The organism is Scytonema sp. NUACC21, from assembly GCF_054684315.1.
The window spans coordinates 174,736-195,693 of the sequence record NZ_BAAFZH010000100.1 but is presented as its reverse complement, the minus strand read 5'-3'; the positions used below and the strand labels follow the sequence as shown (position 1 = coordinate 195,693).

Genomic DNA, 20,958 nt, shown 5'->3' with positions numbered 1-20,958 from the left:
TTTTTAGCTAAATTTAAATAAATATATAAATTAGTAACAAAAATTAATTTGACTAAAATTATGAAAATAGTGACAATTGATACGAGTTAAGCTATAAATTTTTTGTGAATTCGTTGTGGAGATTTTTGTTGATAGAGGAAACTATTTTGTCCATTACTTAAGAGCTAATTAAACCGTGACATCAACACCAATACCATCTAGTTCTAAAGCTAACTCCAGTCGAACAATTAACACCTCTACTCAAGGTTCGACTCTGGCAGATATTCTAGAACGGATTTTAGACAAGGGGATTGTAATAGCAGGTGATATTTCTGTTTCTATCGCCTCTACCGAGTTGTTACATATCCGAATTCGCCTGTTAATTTCTTCGGTAGATAAAGCAAAAGAAATGGGAATAAATTGGTGGGAAGGCGATCCCCACCTCAGTGGAAAAACTCAGACTTTAATTGAGGAAAATCGCCAACTTCAAGATAGACTGCAAAGCTTAGAAGCAGAAATGCGATCGCTTAAGGCTTTAGCTATGAGTCAGGTAGATTTTGGGACAAGCGTACCGAGACAAGAGGAAGGGGAAGATTTGTAGATAAAATTTTTGTACTTTGATTTAAGAAAATTAGTTAAAGACAAGCAGTGTTTTTAAGCTAAAAAGTTAAATTAGCAATCATATGACATTAGTTGGCAAATCGTCAGACAGTTCGGTTGAAACAATTCCTAATGTTCACAAACTGAATAGTAAAGCAGGTTTAGCTTCTTTATTGTTAACGGTGCTGGAACTCATTCGCCAGTTAATGGAAGCACAAGTGATTCGTCGGATGGATGAACAACTTCTCAGCGATTCACAGCTAGACCAAGCAGCAGAAAGTTTACAAAAACTAGAAGAACAAGTATTACACTTGTGCAAAATTTTTGAAATAGAACCAGAAGATTTAAATGTAGATTTGGGAGAACTTGGTACTCTTCTACCTGCACCAGGGACTTACTATCCAGGGGAACCCAGCCAAAATCCTTCTATTTTGGAATTGCTCGACAGACTTTTGAATATTGGTATAGTATTACACGGGGAGGTAGATTTAGGTTTAGCTAATTTAAATTTAATTCACGCAAAGTTACGGTTAGTTTTGACATCAAAACCTATTTAATTTTTTAAGAGGGAACAGGGAACAGGTAATACCATAAATATCAAAATTTACAATCTTTACTTCTGCCTTCTGGCTTTTTTCAGGAAATTTAGAAATAGACTTAGGAAACATTCATGACTTCAGGGCTTTATCTTTACGGCATTTTTCCAGAAGCTATCTCTGATAGTGTGATTCTAGAAGGACTAGATAAACAAATAGTTCATAACTATTCTATAGACGGGTTTAACTTTTTATATTCAGAAGCCAAACAACAAAAGTATCTTGCTTCCCGAAAGAATTTGTTATGTCATGAAAAAGTTTTAGAAGAAGCAATGCATCAGGGGTTTCGTACCCATTTACCCCTACGTTTTGGATTGGTTGTGAAAACTTGGAACACAGTTAACGAACAGTTGCTGAGTCCTCATAAGGAAAAACTAGAGGCGTTGTTTCAAAAATTAGATGGACGGCGGGAAGTCAGCGTCAAAGTTCTGTGGAACAGCCAGGAAGAAATTCAAGCATTGCTAAAGTCAAATCCAGAATTGCGAGAAAAACGCAATGCAATGGAAGGTAAAAATTTGAAAATGGAAGAAGTCATCGAAATTGGTCAAATGATTGAGCAGGGTTTGGAAGCTCGTAAAGAAGCGATTATCCAAACTTTTGAAGATGAATTAAATGGTTTGGCAGAAGAAGTCGTAGAAAATGATACGATGACGGAGGAAATGATTTATAATGCAGCTTATTTAATTCCTTGGGACAGTGAAAGCCTGTTTAGTGAAAAGGTAGAGCTGATTGACCAAAAATTTAGCGATCGCCTGCGAATCCGCTATAACAATTTTACTGCACCTTATACATTTGCCCAACTTTCTTCAGTGTAACTAAAGTTATGTTTTTGAAACTCTTATTATTTCCTGTCATGGGTCCCCTTGAAGGTATAACCTGGATAGGAGAACAACTTTTAGAGCGTGCTAGTGCTGAATTAGATGAAAAAGAGAATTTACACAAACGCTTGTTAGCTTTGCAACTGGCGTTTGATATTGGAGAAATATCTGAAGAAGAGTTTGAAATTCAAGAAGAGGAACTTTTGCTGCAAATTCAAGCAATGGAAGAAGACGCAGCAGAAGCTGCGATGTAAATTAAATATCTAGGTAGAAAGTTTCAAAACCATTCGACTCGTAAGCCTTATGACTGCTTTGAGAGGGGTTGTCATTAGTTATCTTGCGAGTCGGAATAACCCGTGTAGTTTGAGACTGACTGGAAGGTGATTGACGCAAATTTTGGATGGATTGCTCGGTTTCTTGTATCTGAGTATCTAAATCACTCAGCTGCTGTTTTAATTGTTCCATACGTTCAGCCATGAATTTCAGTTCTTGCTGAATACGCTGCCGATCTGATACCATTTTGTACAGCTTTAGTTGCTCGGATGTTTCAGATTTCAAGCGAGGCATTGTACTGATCTTAGGTCTATTTAATCCCCGATGGTGAAGACTTTTCATAATAAGGTATTTTAGAATGATAGATTGTATTATACACGGTTACTAAAGAAAGGTAGAGGGCAGAAAGTAGAAGAAATAAATGTAAAAATGTAAGTAAGTTGGTAAGAAAAAACGTAATTGGTGAGGGTCGTCCTTAGTCATTTGTCATTAGTCATTGGTAAGGGCTTCACATACATTTACATTTTGTAATGTAATTCTGTTTATTCCCGCTCACTTACTTATTAATTTTCAACAAAAATTAAATTATTAAACTTTAATATTGAGCGTGCAACTATATAACCTTTACGTTTATGCCTTTTTAAAAACACCAACTGCTGACCTAAAATTACCTATAGGTATTGGCAATAGTGTAATCTTAATTAACAAATCTGGTCTTTCTGCTTTAGTAGAACCAGATATATCTTTAGAATCATTGCAAAATAACGACGAAAGCTTAATCAAAGCAGTTTTATCACACGATCGCGTAATTTGTGAAGTCTTTCGCCAAACAACAGTTTTACCCTTACGGTTTGGTACTTCCTTTGCTTCACAAGATAACTTATTAACTTATCTAGAATCCCATGCAGAAAAATATCTAGAAAAATTAAACCAAATAAATGGGAAAAGTGAATATATCTTAAAATTCACTCCTCGTACTTTAGATGAAACAACCACACCAACACCATCGGGAGGAAGACAGTATTTTTTAGCCAAAAAGCAACGCTATCAAACACAGCAAAACTTTTATGTTACCCAAACAACAGAGTGGGAAAATATAGTTCAGACAATCGGTCAAATTTATGAGTCTAAGATTGTTCAACAGGAAGATAAAGAACCACGAATTTATCTTTTAGTAAGGAGTCAAGATGAACCTTTACTAACAGAACAATTTTTGGCTTGGCAAGAAGCGTGTCCCAGTTGGGAATTACAATTAGGGGAACCACTACCTCCTTATCATTTTATTGAATGATTAAAATTATACACATGAACTCAAATTCCCAAGTCATTGATAGTATTCATCAATATGACTCGCTGCACTTAACCATGTTTAGCGGGAAAGGTGGAGTGGGTAAAACCACGCTGGCTTGTGCTTTTGCTCGTCGCTGGGCTATGTTATTTCCTAATGAAAGTATATTGCTAATTTCCACAGATCCAGCCCATTCTTTAGGGGACGTATTGCAAATGAAAGTTGTAGAGCAAGCTTCCCCTTTGCCCGATTTACCTAATTTAAGCGTTCAAGCATTGGATGCCAAACAATTATTATTAGAATTTAAGGCAAAATACGGTCATTATTTAGAACTGTTAGTTGAAAGAGGAAGTTTTGTCGAAGGGGAGGATTTAACACCTGTTTGGGATTTAAGTTGGCCTGGTATCGATGAAGTGATGGGTTTGCTAGAAATTCAACGGCTGCTAGCAGAAAAAACTGTCGATCGCATTGTAGTAGATATGGCTCCTTCAGGGCATACTTTAAATTTATTAGGTATCAAAGATTTTTTAGATGTAGTCTTAAATTCATTAGAATTATTTCAAGAAAAACATCGAGCTATAGCCAAAACTTTCACGGGACGTTATACACCTGATGAAGTTGATGATTTTTTAGTTAAAATGAAATCCGAATTAGCTGAAGGCAAACGGTTACTGCAGGATGTAAATTTTACTGCTTGCTTGGTAGTTGCGATCGCAGAACCAATGAGTTTTTTAGAGACAGAAAGATTTCTAGATAACTTACAAGAACTGGATATAACCTGTGGTGGCTTGTTCGTTAATAAAATCTTAACAGATACCAATTCTGATTTAGACCGCTACAGCGAGCAACAAAATTTATTAGCAAAATTCCTTAATTTATCAGGAAAACAACCTGTATTTACTGTACCGCAACTTGTAAATGAACCCCTTGGAAGTATAGCACTAGATAATCTCATTAGCCAAATCACAGAAATTGATACTGTTGCTCTTATCCCCGCACCGACTATACAATTACCTGTCAAAATCCCACCTAATTTTAGTGACTTCATTATCGAAGGTAGACAACTCATCCTTATTGGTGGTAAAGGTGGAGTCGGGAAAACTACTGTAGCAGCAGCTATTGGGTGGGAATTAGCAAATCGATATCCCGATAAAAATATTCGTCTCATTTCTATCGACCCCGCTCATTCCTTAGGAGATGCTTTTGGTAAAAAATTAGGACACGAGGCTACCCAATTAACGTCTAATTTAAGCGGTCAAGAAATTGATGCCAAAATCGTATTAGAACAGTTTCGCAATGACTACCTTTGGGAATTGGCTGCAATGATGAGTGGTGAAGCAAATGAACCAGGAGCAATTAAGATTGTTTATACTCCTGAAGCATGGCGACAACTTGTAGCACAAGCTTTACCTGGTATTGATGAAATGCTATCCCTCATCACTATTATGGATTTATTAGACCGCAAACAACAAGATTTAATTATTTTAGACACAGCCCCTACAGGTCATTTACTGCGCTTTTTAGAAATGCCTTCTGCACTGGCGGATTGGTTGGCATGGATATTTAAATTATGGATGAAATATCAAAGTGTTTTAGGTCGAGTTGATTTTATGGGACGACTGCGAAAATTACGCCAACAAGTTGTGCAAGCCCAGAAAAAACTCCAAGACCCAAAGCATACAGAATTTATTGGTGTCATTCAAGCAGAAGCAGCCATTATCGCCGAACAAATACGCTTAACCGATTCTTTAGCAAAGATGGGCGTTCCTCAGCGTTATATTGTGCATAATCGCTATAACTCAGATGTTGAGATAGAGAAAAATTTATTTAGCAAACAAAAGATTATTCGCTTGCCTATTCTACCGCGTTCTGTAGAACCTTTAGACAGAATTAAAACAGCAGCTAGTCTTTTATTTTGAAGGAACGATTGTAATTGTTGTGCAATTGATATGTAAAACTATCCAACCATAATACAGCATTTTTCAGTAGGGGCGAACGGTTGTTCGCCCAGACTTACAAGAGATTGGAACGGCGCTTTGGGGATTTTCTTCAAAGCATTGCGAGATATTGCCGTGCTAGGAGTTTCGGTTTCTAGTACGCTATGTCCGGAGATATCCTAGTGTATCCGGGCTTGAAGTATCTGTACCGTATTGATTAATATTAGTTATGTTAGGGGCTTTCCAACAAGTTCTAAATAGAGAGTCATGGGATGAGCAATTTTTTCAAAGGCTTTGAAGATTTATTAGAACTAGCAAAAACCATAGAAGAAAAAATTCAAAACGGAGAAATCAAAGCCGACGTGCAAGTTAGCACTCGTTCTTTGAGCAATATTCCCCGTGCTGGTAGTATTCCGCGTACCGATATAGGAACCAGTCGAGTTCGCACCCAACCACCCGCCAGTACTCCTGCACCAGACACAGTCACACCACCAGAAAACGCTACAAATTATTCCCTTAAAGATGTCGGTGGACTCGGACAAGTTCTCCAAGAACTGAAAGAATTAATCGCCCTCCCTCTAAAACGCCCAGAAGTTTTAGCCAAACTCGGACTCGAACCTACACGGGGTGTTCTTCTAGTTGGTCCTCCCGGTACGGGGAAAACACTTACCGCTCGCGCTCTTGCGGAAGAATTGGGTGTCAACTATATTGCTATAGTAGGACCGGAAGTTATAGGTAAATATTATGGGGAAGCAGAACAAAGATTGCGATCGCTATTTGAAAAAGCTGCTAAAAATGCTCCTTGTATAGTTTTTATAGATGAAATTGACAGTCTCGCCCCAGACCGCAGCAAAGTAGAAGGAGAAGTAGAAAAACGTCTGGTCGCCCAACTTCTCAGCTTGATGGATGGCTTCGCCCAAACTAAAGGGGTTATTGTACTAGCTGCAACAAACCGTCCCGACCATCTTGACCCAGCTTTGCGCCGCCCTGGAAGATTCGATCGCGAAATACAATTTCGAGTCCCAGACCGTCAGGGACGTTTGGAAATATTAGCAATATTAACTCGCTCAATGCCCCTAGATGAGACGGTAAACTTAGAAGCGATCGCAGATCTGACTGTCGGATTTGTAGGTGCAGATTTAAAAGCTTTATGTCAAAAATCTGCTTACAATGCTTTGCGCCGTTACGTCCCATCTGTGGACGAGGAAATTCCAGATTCCATGACTGTCAATCAATTAGATTTTCTAGCAGCTATCAAAGAAATTAAACCCGCCGTGTTACGTGCGGTGGAAGTGGAATCTCCCAATATTTCCTGGGAAGAAATTGGCGGGCTGGAGAACATCAAACAAACCTTGCGCGAAGCTGTAGAAGGCGCACTGCTACATCCAGAATTGTATTTAAAAACCAAAGCTAAAGCACCCAAAGGTATTTTACTTTGGGGACCACCCGGAACCGGCAAAACTTTGTTAGCAAAAGCAGTGGCTTCCCAAGCTAGAGCAAATTTTATCTGCGTCAACGGTCCGGAATTACTGAGTAAGTGGGTAGGTGCAAGCGAACAAGCAGTTCGAGAATTATTTACCAAAGCAAGACTTGCAGCACCGTGCGTTATCTTTATCGACGAAATCGATACCCTAGCACCAATTCGGGGAAGTTATACAGGCGATTCAGGAGTGAGCGATCGCGTTGTGGGACAATTGCTGACAGAACTAGATGGCTTGCAGACAGGTGCTACCATCTTGTTAATTGCTGCTACCAACCGTCCCGATGCCATCGATCCAGCTTTACTTAGGTCTGGACGCTTGGATTTACAGTTAAAAGTAGACTTACCAAATCAGGAAAGCCGTTTGGCAATTTTGCAAGTTCACAACCAAGACCGTCCTTTACAAAATGTAGACTTAGCTTATTGGGCAGAAATCACAGAAGGCTGGAATGGTGCAGACTTATCATTACTGGGCGATAGGGCTGCAGTGGAATCTATTCGCCGTTATCGTTCTCAAGGAATGACCGATCCCAATAATATTTGCATTACAATCGAAGATTTTAATTACGCTTATCAAATTTTAACTAATTCCACGGGATTCCCCACCGTCTTTCGTAGTGGGGATGAATAGTGGGGCAAAGACGAAAGCATCCCTTTTTTCTGGCGAGGTTTGAGGGGTGATTGATTCTGTTGAAGTTAAGTTGGAAGTAGTTATGTCTTCCTGAGATACATTGTTGACAAATCCTAATTTATTATTACCTCAAGCATGAATAATTGGAATTTTTGACTCAGGGTTGAAGAATTTCAGCTTGACATCCCAACACTTACTATCAAGTCAATAGAAGGGACTTTTTTCAACGTGGACACTTGCGACTTTATTTGCTGGAATTTAGCTCCAAATAAAATCTCTCAACCTTTAACTCTTGCTAAAATGGGGAATATCGGTAATTCACAAAATGAAAAAAATGACAATATCTGCTAAAAAAAAATTTCCTCTTTTAACAATTCCGCCCTTAGAAAATGGGGACAACCTCACCCGTATTGAGTTTGAACGGCGTTACCATGCTATGGCGAATCTGAAAAAAGCCGAATTAATTGAAGGAGTTGTTTACGTGGCTTCCCCTGCAAGAGCAAAACAACACGGCAAACCCCATGCTCGCATTATGACTTGGTTAGGCACTTATGAAGCAGCTACCCTAGGAGTGGAAGCCCTCGATAACACAACTGTTCGCCTTGATGCTGATAACGAACCACAACCGGATGCTTTATTAAGGATTGAAACAGACGGACAATCAAGCCTCGATCGGGATGATTATGTTGAAGGTGCGCCAGAATTAATTGTAGAAATTGCTGCTTCTAGTGCTTCCTATGATTTGCATGAAAAACTCAAAGTGTATCGTCGCAATCAAGTACAGTTGGTAAACCTTGGTTTGCAAATGGTTTTAAATCAGAAGGAATTATCAGATAATCAGCAGCAATCAATGCGACTTCAGCATATAAATCTCTTGACGGTGGAGTATCAATAATTACAATATCGTAATTTTCTTCCACTCGTTTTAATTTAGTAACTAATCTACTCCTACTAGCAAGTATTTTATTTAGTTTGTCTTGCTTTTCAATTAAAGTAATATGTGAAGGAATAACGTCTATTTCTGGATTGTTGAAATACTGAGATTTACGAACAATATCTGGGATAAAATTAAAATCTCCTGTTTCTAACAAATGATAAACATTTTGTTCTCTCAAATCGTCATCTTCTTCAAATTGAAATTTAATTAATCCTGTGGCAAAAGTAGAATTTGCTTGAGAATCTATATCCACCAAAAGAACTCTTTTACCTCTTTTTCTAAAGGTAGCTGCCAAGTTGACTGCAACGGTAGTTTTACCTACACCACCTTTATTATGATAAATAGCAATTGTTTTCATTGTATCTTGCCTCTTAGATGCAAAATTTAGATTAGATATTTGTATTTGATTACTTTGAGGAGTTGTATTGTCTATTTTCTCTGGAAAATGTTTTGCTTTTAAGCTATCTCTGCCAATTAAATCTTGGATTTGGTTTATCTTAGTATTAATGTCTTTGCCAAAACACTGAAATATTAATTCAATAGAGTTTTCAATTTGATGATAAATTCTGATTTCTTTGCCATTAGTTAATAGTCCATATGGCGCATTTAACATTGTTAAATAATGCCTAAGTCGCGGAACATGATGATTTAGGTTCTCCTTGGGGTGCTTTGCTTCCATCACAACACTTAAGGGAGAATTAGCATCTAAGACAAAGGGGATAACTTGTGCAGCAAAGGCTAAAAAGTCCAAACGAATACTGCCAACAGCGACTTCTTGATGCCAGGTGTCCGGAGTATACCCAAGCTGTGGTAACAGATACTGAACTATGAGCTTGCTTTCAACTTCGCTTTCGTTACGGCAAAGCTCGGGATTAAAAGCCAATCTATTTTACCTCTCAAAAAGTATAATCATTATTTAAACTTGATATTTGATTCATTATGACTGTACTTGTCTTTTTCTAACACGGAAATTATGCTTAAAAAAAGCGTATAATTTTTTACTAAATTTGATTTATGTAAAAGATAGTTCCTGTAGATAACTGTTTTTAGCCTGAACAAGCTAAGCCCATGAAGCGTGAATTACTATCTACTCATGGGGGTTGCATTCCTTTTATTCCTGTACCCCACCCTTACACAGGGTGACGAAGTACAAGATTTGAGTGGCGCAAGATATGAGTCAAGGTAGGGTGTAAATTATTGCTTCTTAAGCTAGAGTAGTGCTGATTCAAATACAGGGAAGAAGATTCCTATGGATACCAATGAGTTAAAGTTCCTACTGAAGTTATTGGGATTTCCCAATTACCGCTCAAGTCTGAGTGCTAATGCGTTTAACTCTTTCAAAGGTAAGGATAAAATTTGTCAAAGTTTAGGCGATCGCGAATTAGTAGATTTTTCCCGTGAAATTGCGTCTGTTAAAATCCTACCCCCTGGTGCTGCCCTCCTCACAACCGAGACAGATGCGTTACCATTGACATCTAATGAATTAAAGGTACTGAAAAGCATAGGCAAGGCTTCTGGAAAAATCACACCCAGCAAAATCAGTGTCAAATCTCTGAAGTCAGAAGAGCGAGACGCAATCTTGCAACGCTTTCATGAGAAGGGGCTGATTGAAATTGAAAGCAAAATAAAAAAGGCTAAAGCTGAGGTATGGCTAACCGAACGCGGAATTGAGTATTTGCGGGAAGATTACAGCCCCAAGGGAGCCGCGACCATCAGCTTGGATTTACTGAATCATTACCTGCGGTTTATACGTAAATTTTTACACGGTAAGCCGGAATCAGTAAATACACCAGTATCTACCAACGAAGAAGCAGCGCTTGTAACCATTATTAATGTCACTGACGAGGAAATCTTACGAACTATCCAGAAGTTGGATCGGGAACTCGGTACTGATAATTATTTGCCCATCTTCCATTTACGGCAAAAATTACAACCCCCGCTATCACGAGATGAATTAGATAAGGCACTGTATCGTTTGGAAGAACACGACCAAATTGAGTTAAGTTCCTTGCAAGAAGCTAACGCTTATACATCAGAACAAATTGATGCCGGAATTCCACAAGATATTGGTGGTTCTCTGTTCTTCATAACTGTTAATTAGCACTTGATTAAAGTCTTTATTTTTTGACTTGGAAATTATTTTCCAAGTTTTATCGGAGTTTATATATGACATTGATTGACGATATTATCAGACGTGAGGTTAACCCTTTTGATCTTATAAATTTGAAAGCTTCTAACTTCTGGGAAGAGAAGCAAGGGTCAACTGTTACAGTTAACTCTATTCATCAAGAGGCAATAGCTGAAATTGAAGGGTTGCTTGAACTAGTAGCTAAAGATCATCGAAGTCGGACTGTACTGCTTGCGGGTGACTCTGGTTCTGGCAAAAGTTATTTACTAGGTCGGCTTAAACGTACCCTTAACCCCAAAGCCTTTTTTGTTTATATTCTCTGCAACTGGGCTGATAGCGGTCATATCTGGCGTCATATTTTGCGCTATACCGTTGATAGCTTAATCCAAATTCCAGAGGGGCAGCAAGAATCACAGTTAATATTGTGGCTCAAAAGTTTATCTGCCTTTACTAAGCGCAATCTTAAACAGAGAATTGTTAACGATAGTATTTGGCAATTATTACAAAGCGATCGGCAAAAGTTTATTACACACCTCAAGGATACCTATAAGCAAGCACGTATCTATAATCCCGATATTTTTTTTGGAGTACTGCATGGTCTGACCGATCCAGAACTGTATCCTTCAGCTTGCGAGTGGTTGCGAGGAGATAATTTAAGTGAAGAGTCTATGCAAGCATTAAAAGTTAGACAATGTATTGATACAGAAGATGCAGCTAAAAATATTTTGGCTAACTTTGGCAAGATTGCTACAGAAACTCAACCAATTGTTCTATGCTTTGACAATTTAGATAGTATGCCCCAGTTACCAGACGGGTTTCTTGATATACAGCCTTTTTTCAATGTAAACACCACTATTCACGGTGAATGCCTAAAGAATTTTTTGGCGATAATTAGCGTCGTTACAAATACATGGAAGCGACATGGCGACCGTATCCTACAGGCTGATAAAGCTGGAATTCATCGCTTAATTCAGTTAAAACGTATTTCGCTAGAACAAGTGGAAGCACTTTGGGTTTATCACCTAAAATCACTACATGAAGAAGCCGATCCTAAGCCTAATTCTCCAATCTTTCCGTTGACTCGAAATTTGTTAGAGCAAAAATTTCCTGGCGGTAAAACTATTCCTAGAAATGCAATATTACTAGGACGCCAGGAATATCAAAGATATAAAGATAGCATAAAACTAACAATAAAATCTGTGAAAATACAGGAAACGGAAATTAATGATAAAAAACTAACTACTAAGCAAATACAGATAGAAGACGAGGAAACTAAAATTACGCAAGAAGAAATTGATGACAAAATAGCGGAATTAAAATTAATATGGCAAGATGAGTATAATAACGTCCAGGCAAAAATTAGCAAAATATCTTTTGTAGCTGCAACAGACCTCATTAAAATGTTACAAACAACTATGGAGGCATTACAAGTACAGGAAATTAGACCTAAACTGTTAAATGGAAGGCATGCTAGTGATTCTTTGAGTTATCAACACTCTAAAACGCGGAAACGAGTGGGTATCGTTTGGACAGAAGATTCAAATATGAATGTTTTTTTCAATGTAATGAATGTTTGCCAACGAGCAATTCAGCAGAATCTATGCCAAACTATGTACTTAATTAGGATTGGAAGTGTAGGTAACCCAACACTTGCAGGAAATAAACTCTATCGACAAATATTTACATTGACAAATCATCGTCATCTTAAACCAACACTATCTTCTGTTCATTACTTAGCAACATATGAGAGCTTAGTAAATTCTGCTCTTGGCTATGATTTAGTAGTTAAGGGTAAAACCATTTCTGTACAAGAACTGGAAGATTTAATCCGAAAGTCTAATATTTTACATAGGTGTACTCTATTGCAAGATTTAGGTATTGTTATTATTCCAGATAATTACAAAGTTAATGATAACGAGAAACATGATTTGCAAGTAGTTAAAGAATTTTTATTTAGTTTAGTAAAAGTACAAGGTTACATGGGAGTATCAACTTTAATTGCTCAGACTGAAAAGAAATTTCTTGCTCTCGAACAATTAAACATTCACCAGTTAATTCAACAACTATGTCAAGAGCAAAAGGTTCAAATCATCAACCCTAAAGCTAAAGTCCAAGATCAATTAATTTGCTTAGTCACTAGTTGACTTCGTGTATTTTTTTTAATCAGCAAATGCAATATCTTACAGACACTCACGAAATCCAAGCGAAAATTACCAAATTCACCTCAGCTAAAACACTTTGGTTAGATACAGAAATTGCTGATTGGAATACATCCAAGCCGAGATTATCCTTAATTCAAGTGCTAGCGGAATCGACAGATTTGACGGGTGAATCGGCTTACATTATCGATGTACTGGATAAACCCGATCTAGCAGCATATTTTGTAAATCAAGTCATGGTGAATCCTCAAATAGAAAAGGTCTTCCACAACGCTAACTTTGATTTAAAGTATCTGGGAGGACAACTAGCACAGAATGTGACTTGCACCCTCAAGCTTGCTAGAAAAATTACACGAGAAGTTTTGCAAGTAACCAACTTACAATTGAAAACCCTAGCAGTAGAACTCTGCTACTTCTCTGATGTAGATAAAGAAGAACAGGGTAGTGACTGGGGAAAGCGTCCCCTCAGCCAAAAGCAATTACATTATGCTGCGATGGATACAGTCTATCTGGCAGCTGTGCATCGTCGCTTATTAGAAATATCTAACTCCTATGGTGTAAATAAGATTATTGATATGCCGTCTAATGGCTCGAAGACGTCTACAGGACAATCTAAAAGTCAATCTTTCACTGCTACTAATATAAGAGTTGCCTTTGAATGTCCGCGCCTGTTTTATTTGAATCAGCATTTTGGAGGTAATACCTTATTTTTATCACCTGATAGTGGTGTTGGCATTGGCAACACATTTCATCAGTTAGCTGATGATTTTGTGAGTTTGATGACTTCTGAACCTCGGGTTAAAGATTTATTGAAACCGGATGCAAGTCAGTTGCAGATTGAGGAAGTTGCTTCTAATATGCAACAACTCTTCTATGAAAAAAAATTTTACTCTTACCTACAAGAAACAGCTAAAAAGGATGGTAGCCAAGTACAAGCCTTGCTCAAAGTATGGCAGGGATTACAAGGGCTTATTAGACGCTTTGCAGAATTGCTTGTAACCAATCGGCAATATTGTACTACAGAAACAGTCATTCGTAACACCTTTGTTTCTGAAGAACGCTATCTTGAGCATTATTTTAATCTCCCAGATAAAACACGGCAACGGGTAACGGGGAAATTTGATTGCTTGGTCTTCAATGTTGAAAAGCAGTGCCTGTGTGTCATAGAGTTCAAAACATATCAGCCCGCCGATCCATCAGCGCAATTAGCCCAGGTTGCCCTTTATAGTTATATGCTTTGGCAAAGGAAAAAAGTAGCAGTTGATTCAGCAGTTTACTGTGTTTTACCAGAGTTTATAGAGTATCGGTATTCCTGGGAGCAACTAGAAAATACAGTACATCAGCTGATTCCTTATAAATTACAACAAATGCGGCAATGGCTGGCTTGGAAACCACCATTACCTAATTTCCCACCACCAACCACTCAACCTCAGCTGTGCGATATCTGTCCGCAACAGCAGAAGTGTCAAAGTTTCTTTGTAGAAGAATTGGAAGCAGACGAATCATCAAATAAACAGACACAAAAAACAACAAGTCAGCAGAATGAGCAACGCAAAACCAATGCTGATGATATGGGTGTCAAGTTAGTGGCTAGCTTGCAATCTTTTGGCATTGGGGTAGATTATCAAGGGGCTGCTGTTGGTCCAGCTTTTATTCGCGTGAAACTCAAACCACATCCTGGTGTTAAGGTTAACGCTTTGCTAAAACTATCAGCCGATTTGCAGGTTCAGTTAGAGTTAGCAAATCCGCCTCTGATTTCCCCTCAAGCTGGATATGTAAGTGTTGACTTGCCTCGACCCGATAGGGAAACGGCTAAATTTGATGATTACGTAAAAACGCAAACTTTACCTGCCTCAGCACCTGTGAAAATTGCGATTGGGGTTAATTTGGAGGGGCAACTCATAGAAGCTGATTTGTCTGACCCCAATACTTGTCACTTCTTGGTTGGGGGTACAACTGGAAGTGGTAAAAGCGAATTTTTGCGAAGTCTCCTTCTTAGTCTAATCCTTCGTCATTCCCCACAACACCTGCAAATTGCTCTTGTCGATCCCAAAAGAGTTACCTTTCCAGAGTTTGAGGAAATGCAGTGGTTGTATTCACCAGTTGTTAAAGATAGCGAACGTGCTATCGAACTGATGAATGAACTCGTGGCAGAAATGGAGTCGCGCTACCAACGATTTGAAAAAGCAGGGTGCGCTGATTTGACAAATTACAATCAGCGTTCTCGTCAGCCTTTACCCCGGATTGTCTGCATTTTTGATGAATACGCTGACTTTATGGCAGAAAAAGAATCGCGCACAGCATTAGAACAAAGCATTAAACGGCTGGGTGCAATGGCTAGAGCAGCAGGAATTCATCTCATTATTTCCACTCAACGCCCGGAAGCAGGGGTTGTCACACCAATTATCCGTTCAAATTTACCGGGACGGGTTGCACTGCGAACTGCTAGTGAAGCTGATTCAGCAATTATCTTGGGAGGTAAACAAACAGATGCAGCTCGCTTGCTAGGCAAAGGGGATTTGCTCTACTACCTCAGTTCTCAATTACAACGCTTGCAAAGTTTACTGGCAACTGATATTCGGATAATGAAATAGCTTATTTACCCCACCCTAACCCTCCCCTTGTAAAGGGGAGGGAATTCGATTTCTGGTTTCCTTCCTTGATAAGGGGGGATTACAGCAGTTTTCAGATTAATAGACCACATGGAGTGGGGTTGCCATCCTTGCCCGCGCTGATACGAACGGGCGGGGACGCCCGTTCCACAAGAAAATGCTGTGGTTCATTCACTTGAAAATTGCTGTAAGGGGGGTAAATTTCCTCAAAGGCAATGGGGATTAGGGTCAGGGCGCTAGGGGGCGTTGTGCTGTCATTTTCTCATGCCCATTTCCTAGAAAAAAACTGAGATGAGAGTAGCTACTTATACAATAGTGAAGAAATGCTGTGTAGATGTGAAGTTTTTGTAAAAAAGTTAACACTAATCCTCCTAAAGAAGTAAATTTAATAATACCTTAAGAAATAAATAGGAGAATCAGCACTAAACGCAAGCCTTTCCGAAACAGCCAATTTAGAACAACTGTGCTGTTTCTATAGGTCTTCAACAAATGTAAAAACATTAGTTCTCTGAAAATACACTGAGTAAATTTATGAAAACAATTCTTATTTATACATATTTTTAGCAAACAATTGCCTTTCTGTTGTCGTCATCAGTACTTAGACGGGAATAAGAGCGATTACACGTTTTGAATTGTAAAAGTGGCTAGAAGCCTTACAAATGACACAATGACACCTACTTATACGAGTACCCACAAGTTACTGGTTTAAGCTTGCCAAACAGGTCGGATGTTTGGCTGGATTCCCTTTCCAATTTATAAAACTCTGGCAATGATTTTGACTCGTCGTTACGTGTACAGAAATCAGCATCTACTGAACAAGACCAATGAAAAGTTGGTTCCGCTTATTGAGGAGTCTTCCCCTAGGCGCAAGGAGAAGAAGGCGATCGCCATCAAACGCGGGCTATCGGAATCACGCTTACACCTAATGGAGCGTGCTCTTGCCGCCAGCAGCAATGGCATTGTTTTAACGGATGCCAATTTACCAGATAACCCAATCATTTACGTCAATCCAGCCTTTGAGGCAATGACAGGTTACTCTGCCAGTGAAGTCATTGGACGCAACTGTCGTTTTTTACAGGGATCTGAGCCTAACCAGCCCAGTCTTCATGAACTACGCACCGCTATTCAGGAACAAAAAGACTGCCACATTACCTTAAGAAATTACCGCAAAGACGGCACCTTGTTCTGGAACGAGCTTTATGTCGCTCCCGTGTTCAATGCCAAGGGGTACTTAACTCACTTTATTGGTGTCCAAACTGATGTAACCCAGCGTCAACGGGCTCTTGAAGCGTTACAGGAGAGGGAGGAAAAATTAGTCCATCATGCTTTTTACGACCCTCTCACCGGGCTACCCAACCGAGCTTTTTTTATAGACAAACTAGGGCAGGCGATCGCACAGTTAAAACAGGAGCCAGATGCGCTGTTTGCCGTTCTTTTTCTAGACCTCGATCGTTTTAAGGTTGTCAACGATAGTCTGGGTCACTTAGTTGGCGATCGACTCCTGGTTGCATTTGCCCATCGTTTGCAACACTGCCTACAGCCAAACGATACCGTTGCTCGCTTGGGTGGAGATGAATTCACGATTTTACTTTCTCACATTCAGACTATTGATGATGCCACCCGTATAGCAGAAAACATCCATCAATTATTAAAGTTACCCTTTAACTTGAGTGGATATGAAGTATTCACAACTGCCAGCATTGGTATTGCCTTGGGGACAACTGAGTATCATCAACCTGCGGATTTGCTACGCGATGCCGATACTGCTCTTTACCGAGCCAAAGCCCAGGGTAAAGCTTGGCATATGGTGTTTGACACAACTATGTACAAACAGGCAGTGGCACTGTTGCAGTTAGAAACTGACCTGCGGTGGGCAATTGAGCGGCAAGAGCTAAGTGTACATTACCAACCTATCGTATCAGTTGAAACAGAAAGAATTACGGGTTTTGAAGCACTAGTTCGCTGGCACCACCCAGAACGAGGTCCAATTTCCCCATCCGAGTTTATTCCAATTGCAGAAGAAACTGGGCTGCTCATTCCCCTTGGTCAATGGGTACTTCGTGAATCTTGCCAACAGTTGCGGCAGTGGCAGTTAGAGTTTTCCGATCTCGATCCCTTAACCATTAGCGTCAACTTTTCTAGCAGACAGTTTTCTCAAGCCAATTTAGTGGAGACAATTTGCCAAACTCTACAAGAGACTAACCTGAATCCCAGCAGCTTGAAGCTAGAAATCACCGAAAGCACGCTGATGGCAAACCCTGAATCTGCTGCCACCATTCTTAAGCGATTGAAAGCTTTTGGAATTCAATTATGCATTGATGACTTTGGCACGGGTTACTCATCCCTAGCTTACTTGCACCGTTTTCCCATTGATATTTTGAAGGTCGATCGCTCTTTTGTAAATCGAATTGATAGCGATAACGACCAATTAGTGATTGTTCGAGCCATTACTACCTTAGCTCACAATTTAGGTATGAGTGTGATAGCTGAAGGTGTAGAGACTGTGAAGCAGTTGGAACAACTCAGATTATTGCAATGCGATCGGGCACAGGGCTATTTATTCTCCAAGCCCTTGAACACAGAAGAAACAACTCTATTGCTGAGAAAACATCACAAGTAGAGACGCGCCTTGGCGCGTCTTTACACAATTGCTACGTGAAATGGTATAATATCTACTCTTCGTCTTTGTTAGGTGTATTACTGGGGCGCTCAAGAGCAGGAGGATAATCAACAAATTCGTCAGTTCTGGTCGTTTCAGTTCTTAGAAGACCTTCCTCCAAAACATCTTCAGGCTCTAATGAAGTATCGGATGCAGGTAAATTAACCTGACCGTTTGCGTTGACATTAGGTTTAGCAGAACTTCCTTTATGACTAGCATGACCACCTGGCATAACTATTTCCTCAAAACTTAAATATCTTCTAAGCCTAGACTTATTTGTTATATCGAGCACACTGCCACAAGTGTTAAACCCAATCAGATAAATACCTTGACCTTAGAAGGATTTCAGCGATAGCTTCGCTCCTGCCCAGAGGGCAGATCGCTCAACTAGTACACATCAGCAGAAATATCATTATAAAACCTTCCATTATAACCTTTTGTTACTTTCATCCAAATGCCTTCATACTTCATCCTTTGTGTACTAGCCATCCTCTCAGGTGATGTTGTTCCCAAAGTCTAAGCGTTATCTTAAAAATACTGGGGGTTATTGAACGCGTACTACTTCCTCCCCTCTCCCCGCACGGGGTTTCTAATGGAGGTCAACATGAAAAAAATTATTATTTCCAGCCTACTAGTTTTAGCTACTACCACTGGATTTTTACTAAACAATCAGCCGATTCAGGCTAATCAACGACGTCACCATCACTATCCTGCATACAGACACAGACATCGCTACTATCGGTATCCCTTCTATAGACAGCGAATAAGCTACTGCTATCCGGTGACTCAATGGCATGTTGATGAAGACCCTGGTTATCATCCTCAGGCTTACTCTGATGGCTACCGCCAAGGGCAACAAAGTGCTAGAAAAGGCAATGAGTACAAACCCCGTACTGCTGGTGGTGAATTTGGTCGTGGTTTTGATGATGGTTATTATGGGAGAGAATTTAGCGGTCAGAAACAAGTTGTTCCCAACACGGTTCTGCCATACACAACAACAGAATGTGGTTGGTATTGAAGCAAGTCCGGATATGGAACGGTGCTCATTAGGGACTCCACTGGTGCTGCAATGTTGAGCTAGTCATTTTTTGTGCCAAAAGCAAACTAGCTGCTTGGTAGAGCGATTGTATCGTTAATCCATCATTAGGATACTCTACTACCGCAAAACTACAGAGAGTCTGATATCGAGTTCCCTCCGGCGCGATAAATATTTGCTGTCGGAGAGCCGTCAAAATATCAGAGAGACGATCCTTCACTTCCGCCTTAGTCATTCCAGATATCCCCACCACAAATTCTCCATTACCCCAGTAACCCATTACCTCGCCACCTCGAAATGCTGATTGCAAATGACGACTCCACCGTTGTAACACTTGGTTGCCAGATTCATGACCGTACTGAGTATTAATTTGACGTAACTCTGTCACCGCGAGTAACACTAGACTTGCAGGCTGACCATTGATTCGTGCTTGGTCAATCAGGTTATGCAAATCACGGCTAGACTGAGGCTGATTTGCCAGTCCAGTGAGTGGGTCTTTGCTAGAAAAAGACTGAAGCAGGCGAATGCGTTCCAGGCGATTGGTGATTCTTGCCAGCAGTTCTGCACCAACGACAGGTTTGACCACATAATCATCTGCCCCCGCAGCAAATACCTGTTGCACGGTTTCCAATTCTCGATGAGCAGTCAAAAATAAAATTGGTAATCCTTGGCAATTGGGGTCAGTACGCACAGCCTGACACAGTTCTATGCGGTTAAGTAAATTTGTTAACTGCTGGATAAGCGATCGCAGTTCGTGTTTTTGGGATGCGAGTAAGTCGTCATTTTCAGCTAAGAGTTGTTCAACTGTCCTTGCCAGTTGAGTCCCAGTTTCTAGCTCAAACATTCCCAAAACACCTGCTAGTTTATGGGCTTGCTGTTGGGCTGACTGGCGTAACTCAGCTGTCAGTGTATTATCTGCAATTGCTGCTGCTGCTTTTTGCAAAACTTTCATCCGCTGCATCATCAGTCCTTGATACTGATTCCACAAACCGCCCATCGCCTGATTAAACTCCTGTTCGAGGGAAGGAGATGAGGCAGATGAGACAGCAACCTCCTTTGTCTCCCTGACTCCCTCACTCACAACCTGCGGATTCAACCGATACCCCACACCATAGACGTTTTCGATCCAATCCACAGCCCCAGCTGCTTTCAGTTTTTGTCGCAAGCCTTTGATATGGGATTTGACACTTTCTTCCTGTGGCGGATCTTCAAACGTCCAAAGATGCTCAATGATGTTTCCCCGGCTGAACACTCGCGAAGGATTTCGCATAAAAAGTTCTAGTAAGCTGTATTCTTTGGGTGTCAGTACTAGTTCTTTTCCTCCATAGGTCACCTGACAACTGCTCGGATCGAGTCGTAGTGTACCCACATATAGCACTGGGGTATGGGGAACTTCTCCCCGACGTAATAGCGCCCGTACCCTCGCTTGGAGTTCTTCTAGATCCAATGGTTTGATGAGATAATCGTCTGCCCCTGCGTCCAGCCCGCGAATGCGATCGCTACTTGCGTCTTTTGCAGTCATCAACAAAATTGGTGTCAAACAACCATTGGAACGCAGTTTCTGACACAAGGTGATGCCGTCTAGCTTTGGCAGTTCTACATCCATCAGGATGAGATCGTAGTTGACGTTGACGGCGTACTCCCAAGCAATTTGTCCATCCTCTGCTGCACACACCACATAAAGTTGTTTGGTGAGGGACTGCAACAAAATATTCATTAAAACTTCATCATCTTCAATAAGTAAGATTCGCATTGGCAAAACCGTCTTCTCTGTGATTTTTAGTGGTTTTTATAAATGAAAAGTGATGTTTATCCTATTTTTCAT

16 protein-coding genes and 1 pseudogene are annotated in these 20,958 nt (G+C 40.0%); 13 read left to right on the top strand and 4 right to left on the bottom strand.

The window, feature by feature from the left end; genetic code table 11:
• The first annotated feature begins 175 nt into the window (after positions 1-175).
• The 4 genes from gvpJ (at position 176) to ACYRY3_RS32430 (ending at position 2,247) form a co-directional block, all read left to right on the top strand.
• Positions 176-580: a gas vesicle protein GvpJ gene (gene gvpJ / locus ACYRY3_RS32445; RefSeq protein WP_460205774.1), complete on the top strand. Its 405-nt coding sequence runs from the start codon at positions 176-178 to the stop codon at positions 578-580.
• A gap of 82 nt (positions 581-662) precedes the next feature.
• Positions 663-1,136, top strand: a complete 474-nt coding sequence (locus ACYRY3_RS32440) for a gas vesicle protein K (protein WP_460205773.1) — start codon at positions 663-665, stop codon at positions 1,134-1,136.
• A 113-nt stretch (positions 1,137-1,249) separates the two neighbouring features.
• Positions 1,250-1,990 (top strand): gas vesicle protein GvpF, encoded by a 741-nt coding sequence (gene gvpF / locus ACYRY3_RS32435; RefSeq protein ID WP_460205772.1) that lies wholly within the window; start codon positions 1,250-1,252, stop codon positions 1,988-1,990.
• 8 nt (positions 1,991-1,998) lie between these two features.
• Positions 1,999-2,247: a gas vesicle protein GvpG gene (locus ACYRY3_RS32430; RefSeq protein WP_460205771.1), complete on the top strand. Its 249-nt coding sequence runs from the start codon at positions 1,999-2,001 to the stop codon at positions 2,245-2,247.
• Position 2,248: 1 nt separating this feature from the next.
• On the opposite strand, the gene ACYRY3_RS32425 is transcribed toward ACYRY3_RS32430, so the two are convergent.
• Entirely contained in the window at positions 2,249-2,560 is a 312-nt protein-coding gene (locus ACYRY3_RS32425; RefSeq protein ID WP_460205770.1) for a gas vesicle protein, read from the bottom strand.
• Positions 2,561-2,873: 313 nt separating this feature from the next.
• Between ACYRY3_RS32425 and ACYRY3_RS32420 the strand changes: the two genes are divergently transcribed.
• From ACYRY3_RS32420 to ACYRY3_RS32405, 4 genes are all read left to right on the top strand, one after another.
• A complete protein-coding gene (locus ACYRY3_RS32420) occupies positions 2,874-3,557 on the top strand; it encodes a GvpL/GvpF family gas vesicle protein (RefSeq protein WP_460205806.1) in 684 nt (227 codons plus the stop codon).
• A 14-nt stretch (positions 3,558-3,571) separates the two neighbouring features.
• Positions 3,572-5,473, top strand: a complete 1,902-nt coding sequence (locus tag ACYRY3_RS32415; protein ID WP_460205769.1) for an ArsA family ATPase — start codon at positions 3,572-3,574, stop codon at positions 5,471-5,473.
• A 290-nt stretch (positions 5,474-5,763) separates the two neighbouring features.
• The gene (locus ACYRY3_RS32410) at positions 5,764-7,602 is read left to right on the top strand and encodes an AAA family ATPase (protein ID WP_460205768.1); all 1,839 of its coding nucleotides are present in this window, start codon (positions 5,764-5,766) and stop codon (positions 7,600-7,602) included.
• Positions 7,603-7,936: 334 nt separating this feature from the next.
• The gene (locus ACYRY3_RS32405) at positions 7,937-8,497 is read left to right on the top strand and encodes a Uma2 family endonuclease (protein WP_460205767.1); all 561 of its coding nucleotides are present in this window, start codon (positions 7,937-7,939) and stop codon (positions 8,495-8,497) included.
• Here ACYRY3_RS32405 and ACYRY3_RS32400 read toward each other — a convergent pair.
• Positions 8,382-9,422 (bottom strand): annotated as a pseudogene (locus ACYRY3_RS32400) (AAA family ATPase); the annotation flags it as partial. The gene ACYRY3_RS32405 and the pseudogene ACYRY3_RS32400 sit on opposite strands and share 116 nt — an antisense overlap.
• 366 nt (positions 9,423-9,788) lie before the next feature.
• Between ACYRY3_RS32400 and ACYRY3_RS32395 the strand changes: the two are divergent.
• The 4 genes from ACYRY3_RS32395 to ACYRY3_RS32380 all read left to right on the top strand — a co-directional run bounded on the left by ACYRY3_RS32395 (position 9,789) and on the right by ACYRY3_RS32380 (position 18,058).
• Positions 9,789-10,640: a transcription factor RcaD gene (locus tag ACYRY3_RS32395; protein WP_460205766.1), complete on the top strand. Its 852-nt coding sequence runs from the start codon at positions 9,789-9,791 to the stop codon at positions 10,638-10,640.
• Positions 10,641-10,705: 65 nt separating this feature from the next.
• Complete coding sequence (locus tag ACYRY3_RS32390; RefSeq protein WP_460205765.1) at positions 10,706-12,811, top strand: ATP-binding protein; 2,106 nt, start codon at positions 10,706-10,708, stop codon at positions 12,809-12,811.
• Positions 12,812-12,837: 26 nt separating this feature from the next.
• Positions 12,838-15,420 carry a DNA translocase FtsK gene (locus ACYRY3_RS32385; protein WP_460205764.1) on the top strand — a complete coding sequence of 861 codons (2,583 nt, stop codon included), beginning with the start codon at positions 12,838-12,840 and terminating at the stop codon, positions 15,418-15,420.
• Positions 15,421-16,165: 745 nt separating this feature from the next.
• Positions 16,166-18,058 carry a putative bifunctional diguanylate cyclase/phosphodiesterase gene (locus tag ACYRY3_RS32380; protein WP_460205763.1) on the top strand — a complete coding sequence of 631 codons (1,893 nt, stop codon included), beginning with the start codon at positions 16,166-16,168 and terminating at the stop codon, positions 18,056-18,058.
• A gap of 52 nt (positions 18,059-18,110) precedes the next feature.
• On the opposite strand, the gene ACYRY3_RS32375 is transcribed toward ACYRY3_RS32380, so the two are convergent.
• Positions 18,111-18,329 (bottom strand): hypothetical protein, encoded by a 219-nt coding sequence (locus tag ACYRY3_RS32375; RefSeq protein WP_460205762.1) that lies wholly within the window; start codon positions 18,327-18,329, stop codon positions 18,111-18,113.
• Positions 18,330-18,701: 372 nt separating this feature from the next.
• Here ACYRY3_RS32375 and ACYRY3_RS32370 point away from each other — a divergent pair, with 372 nt between their 5' ends.
• Positions 18,702-19,115, top strand: a complete 414-nt coding sequence (locus tag ACYRY3_RS32370; RefSeq protein ID WP_460205761.1) for a hypothetical protein — start codon at positions 18,702-18,704, stop codon at positions 19,113-19,115.
• A 28-nt stretch (positions 19,116-19,143) separates the two neighbouring features.
• Here ACYRY3_RS32370 and ACYRY3_RS32365 read toward each other — a convergent pair whose 3' ends face one another.
• On the bottom strand, positions 19,144-20,886 hold the full coding sequence (locus tag ACYRY3_RS32365) for a response regulator (RefSeq protein ID WP_460205760.1): 1,743 nt from the start codon (positions 20,884-20,886) through the stop codon (positions 19,144-19,146).
• Positions 20,887-20,958: the final 72 nt, after the last annotated feature.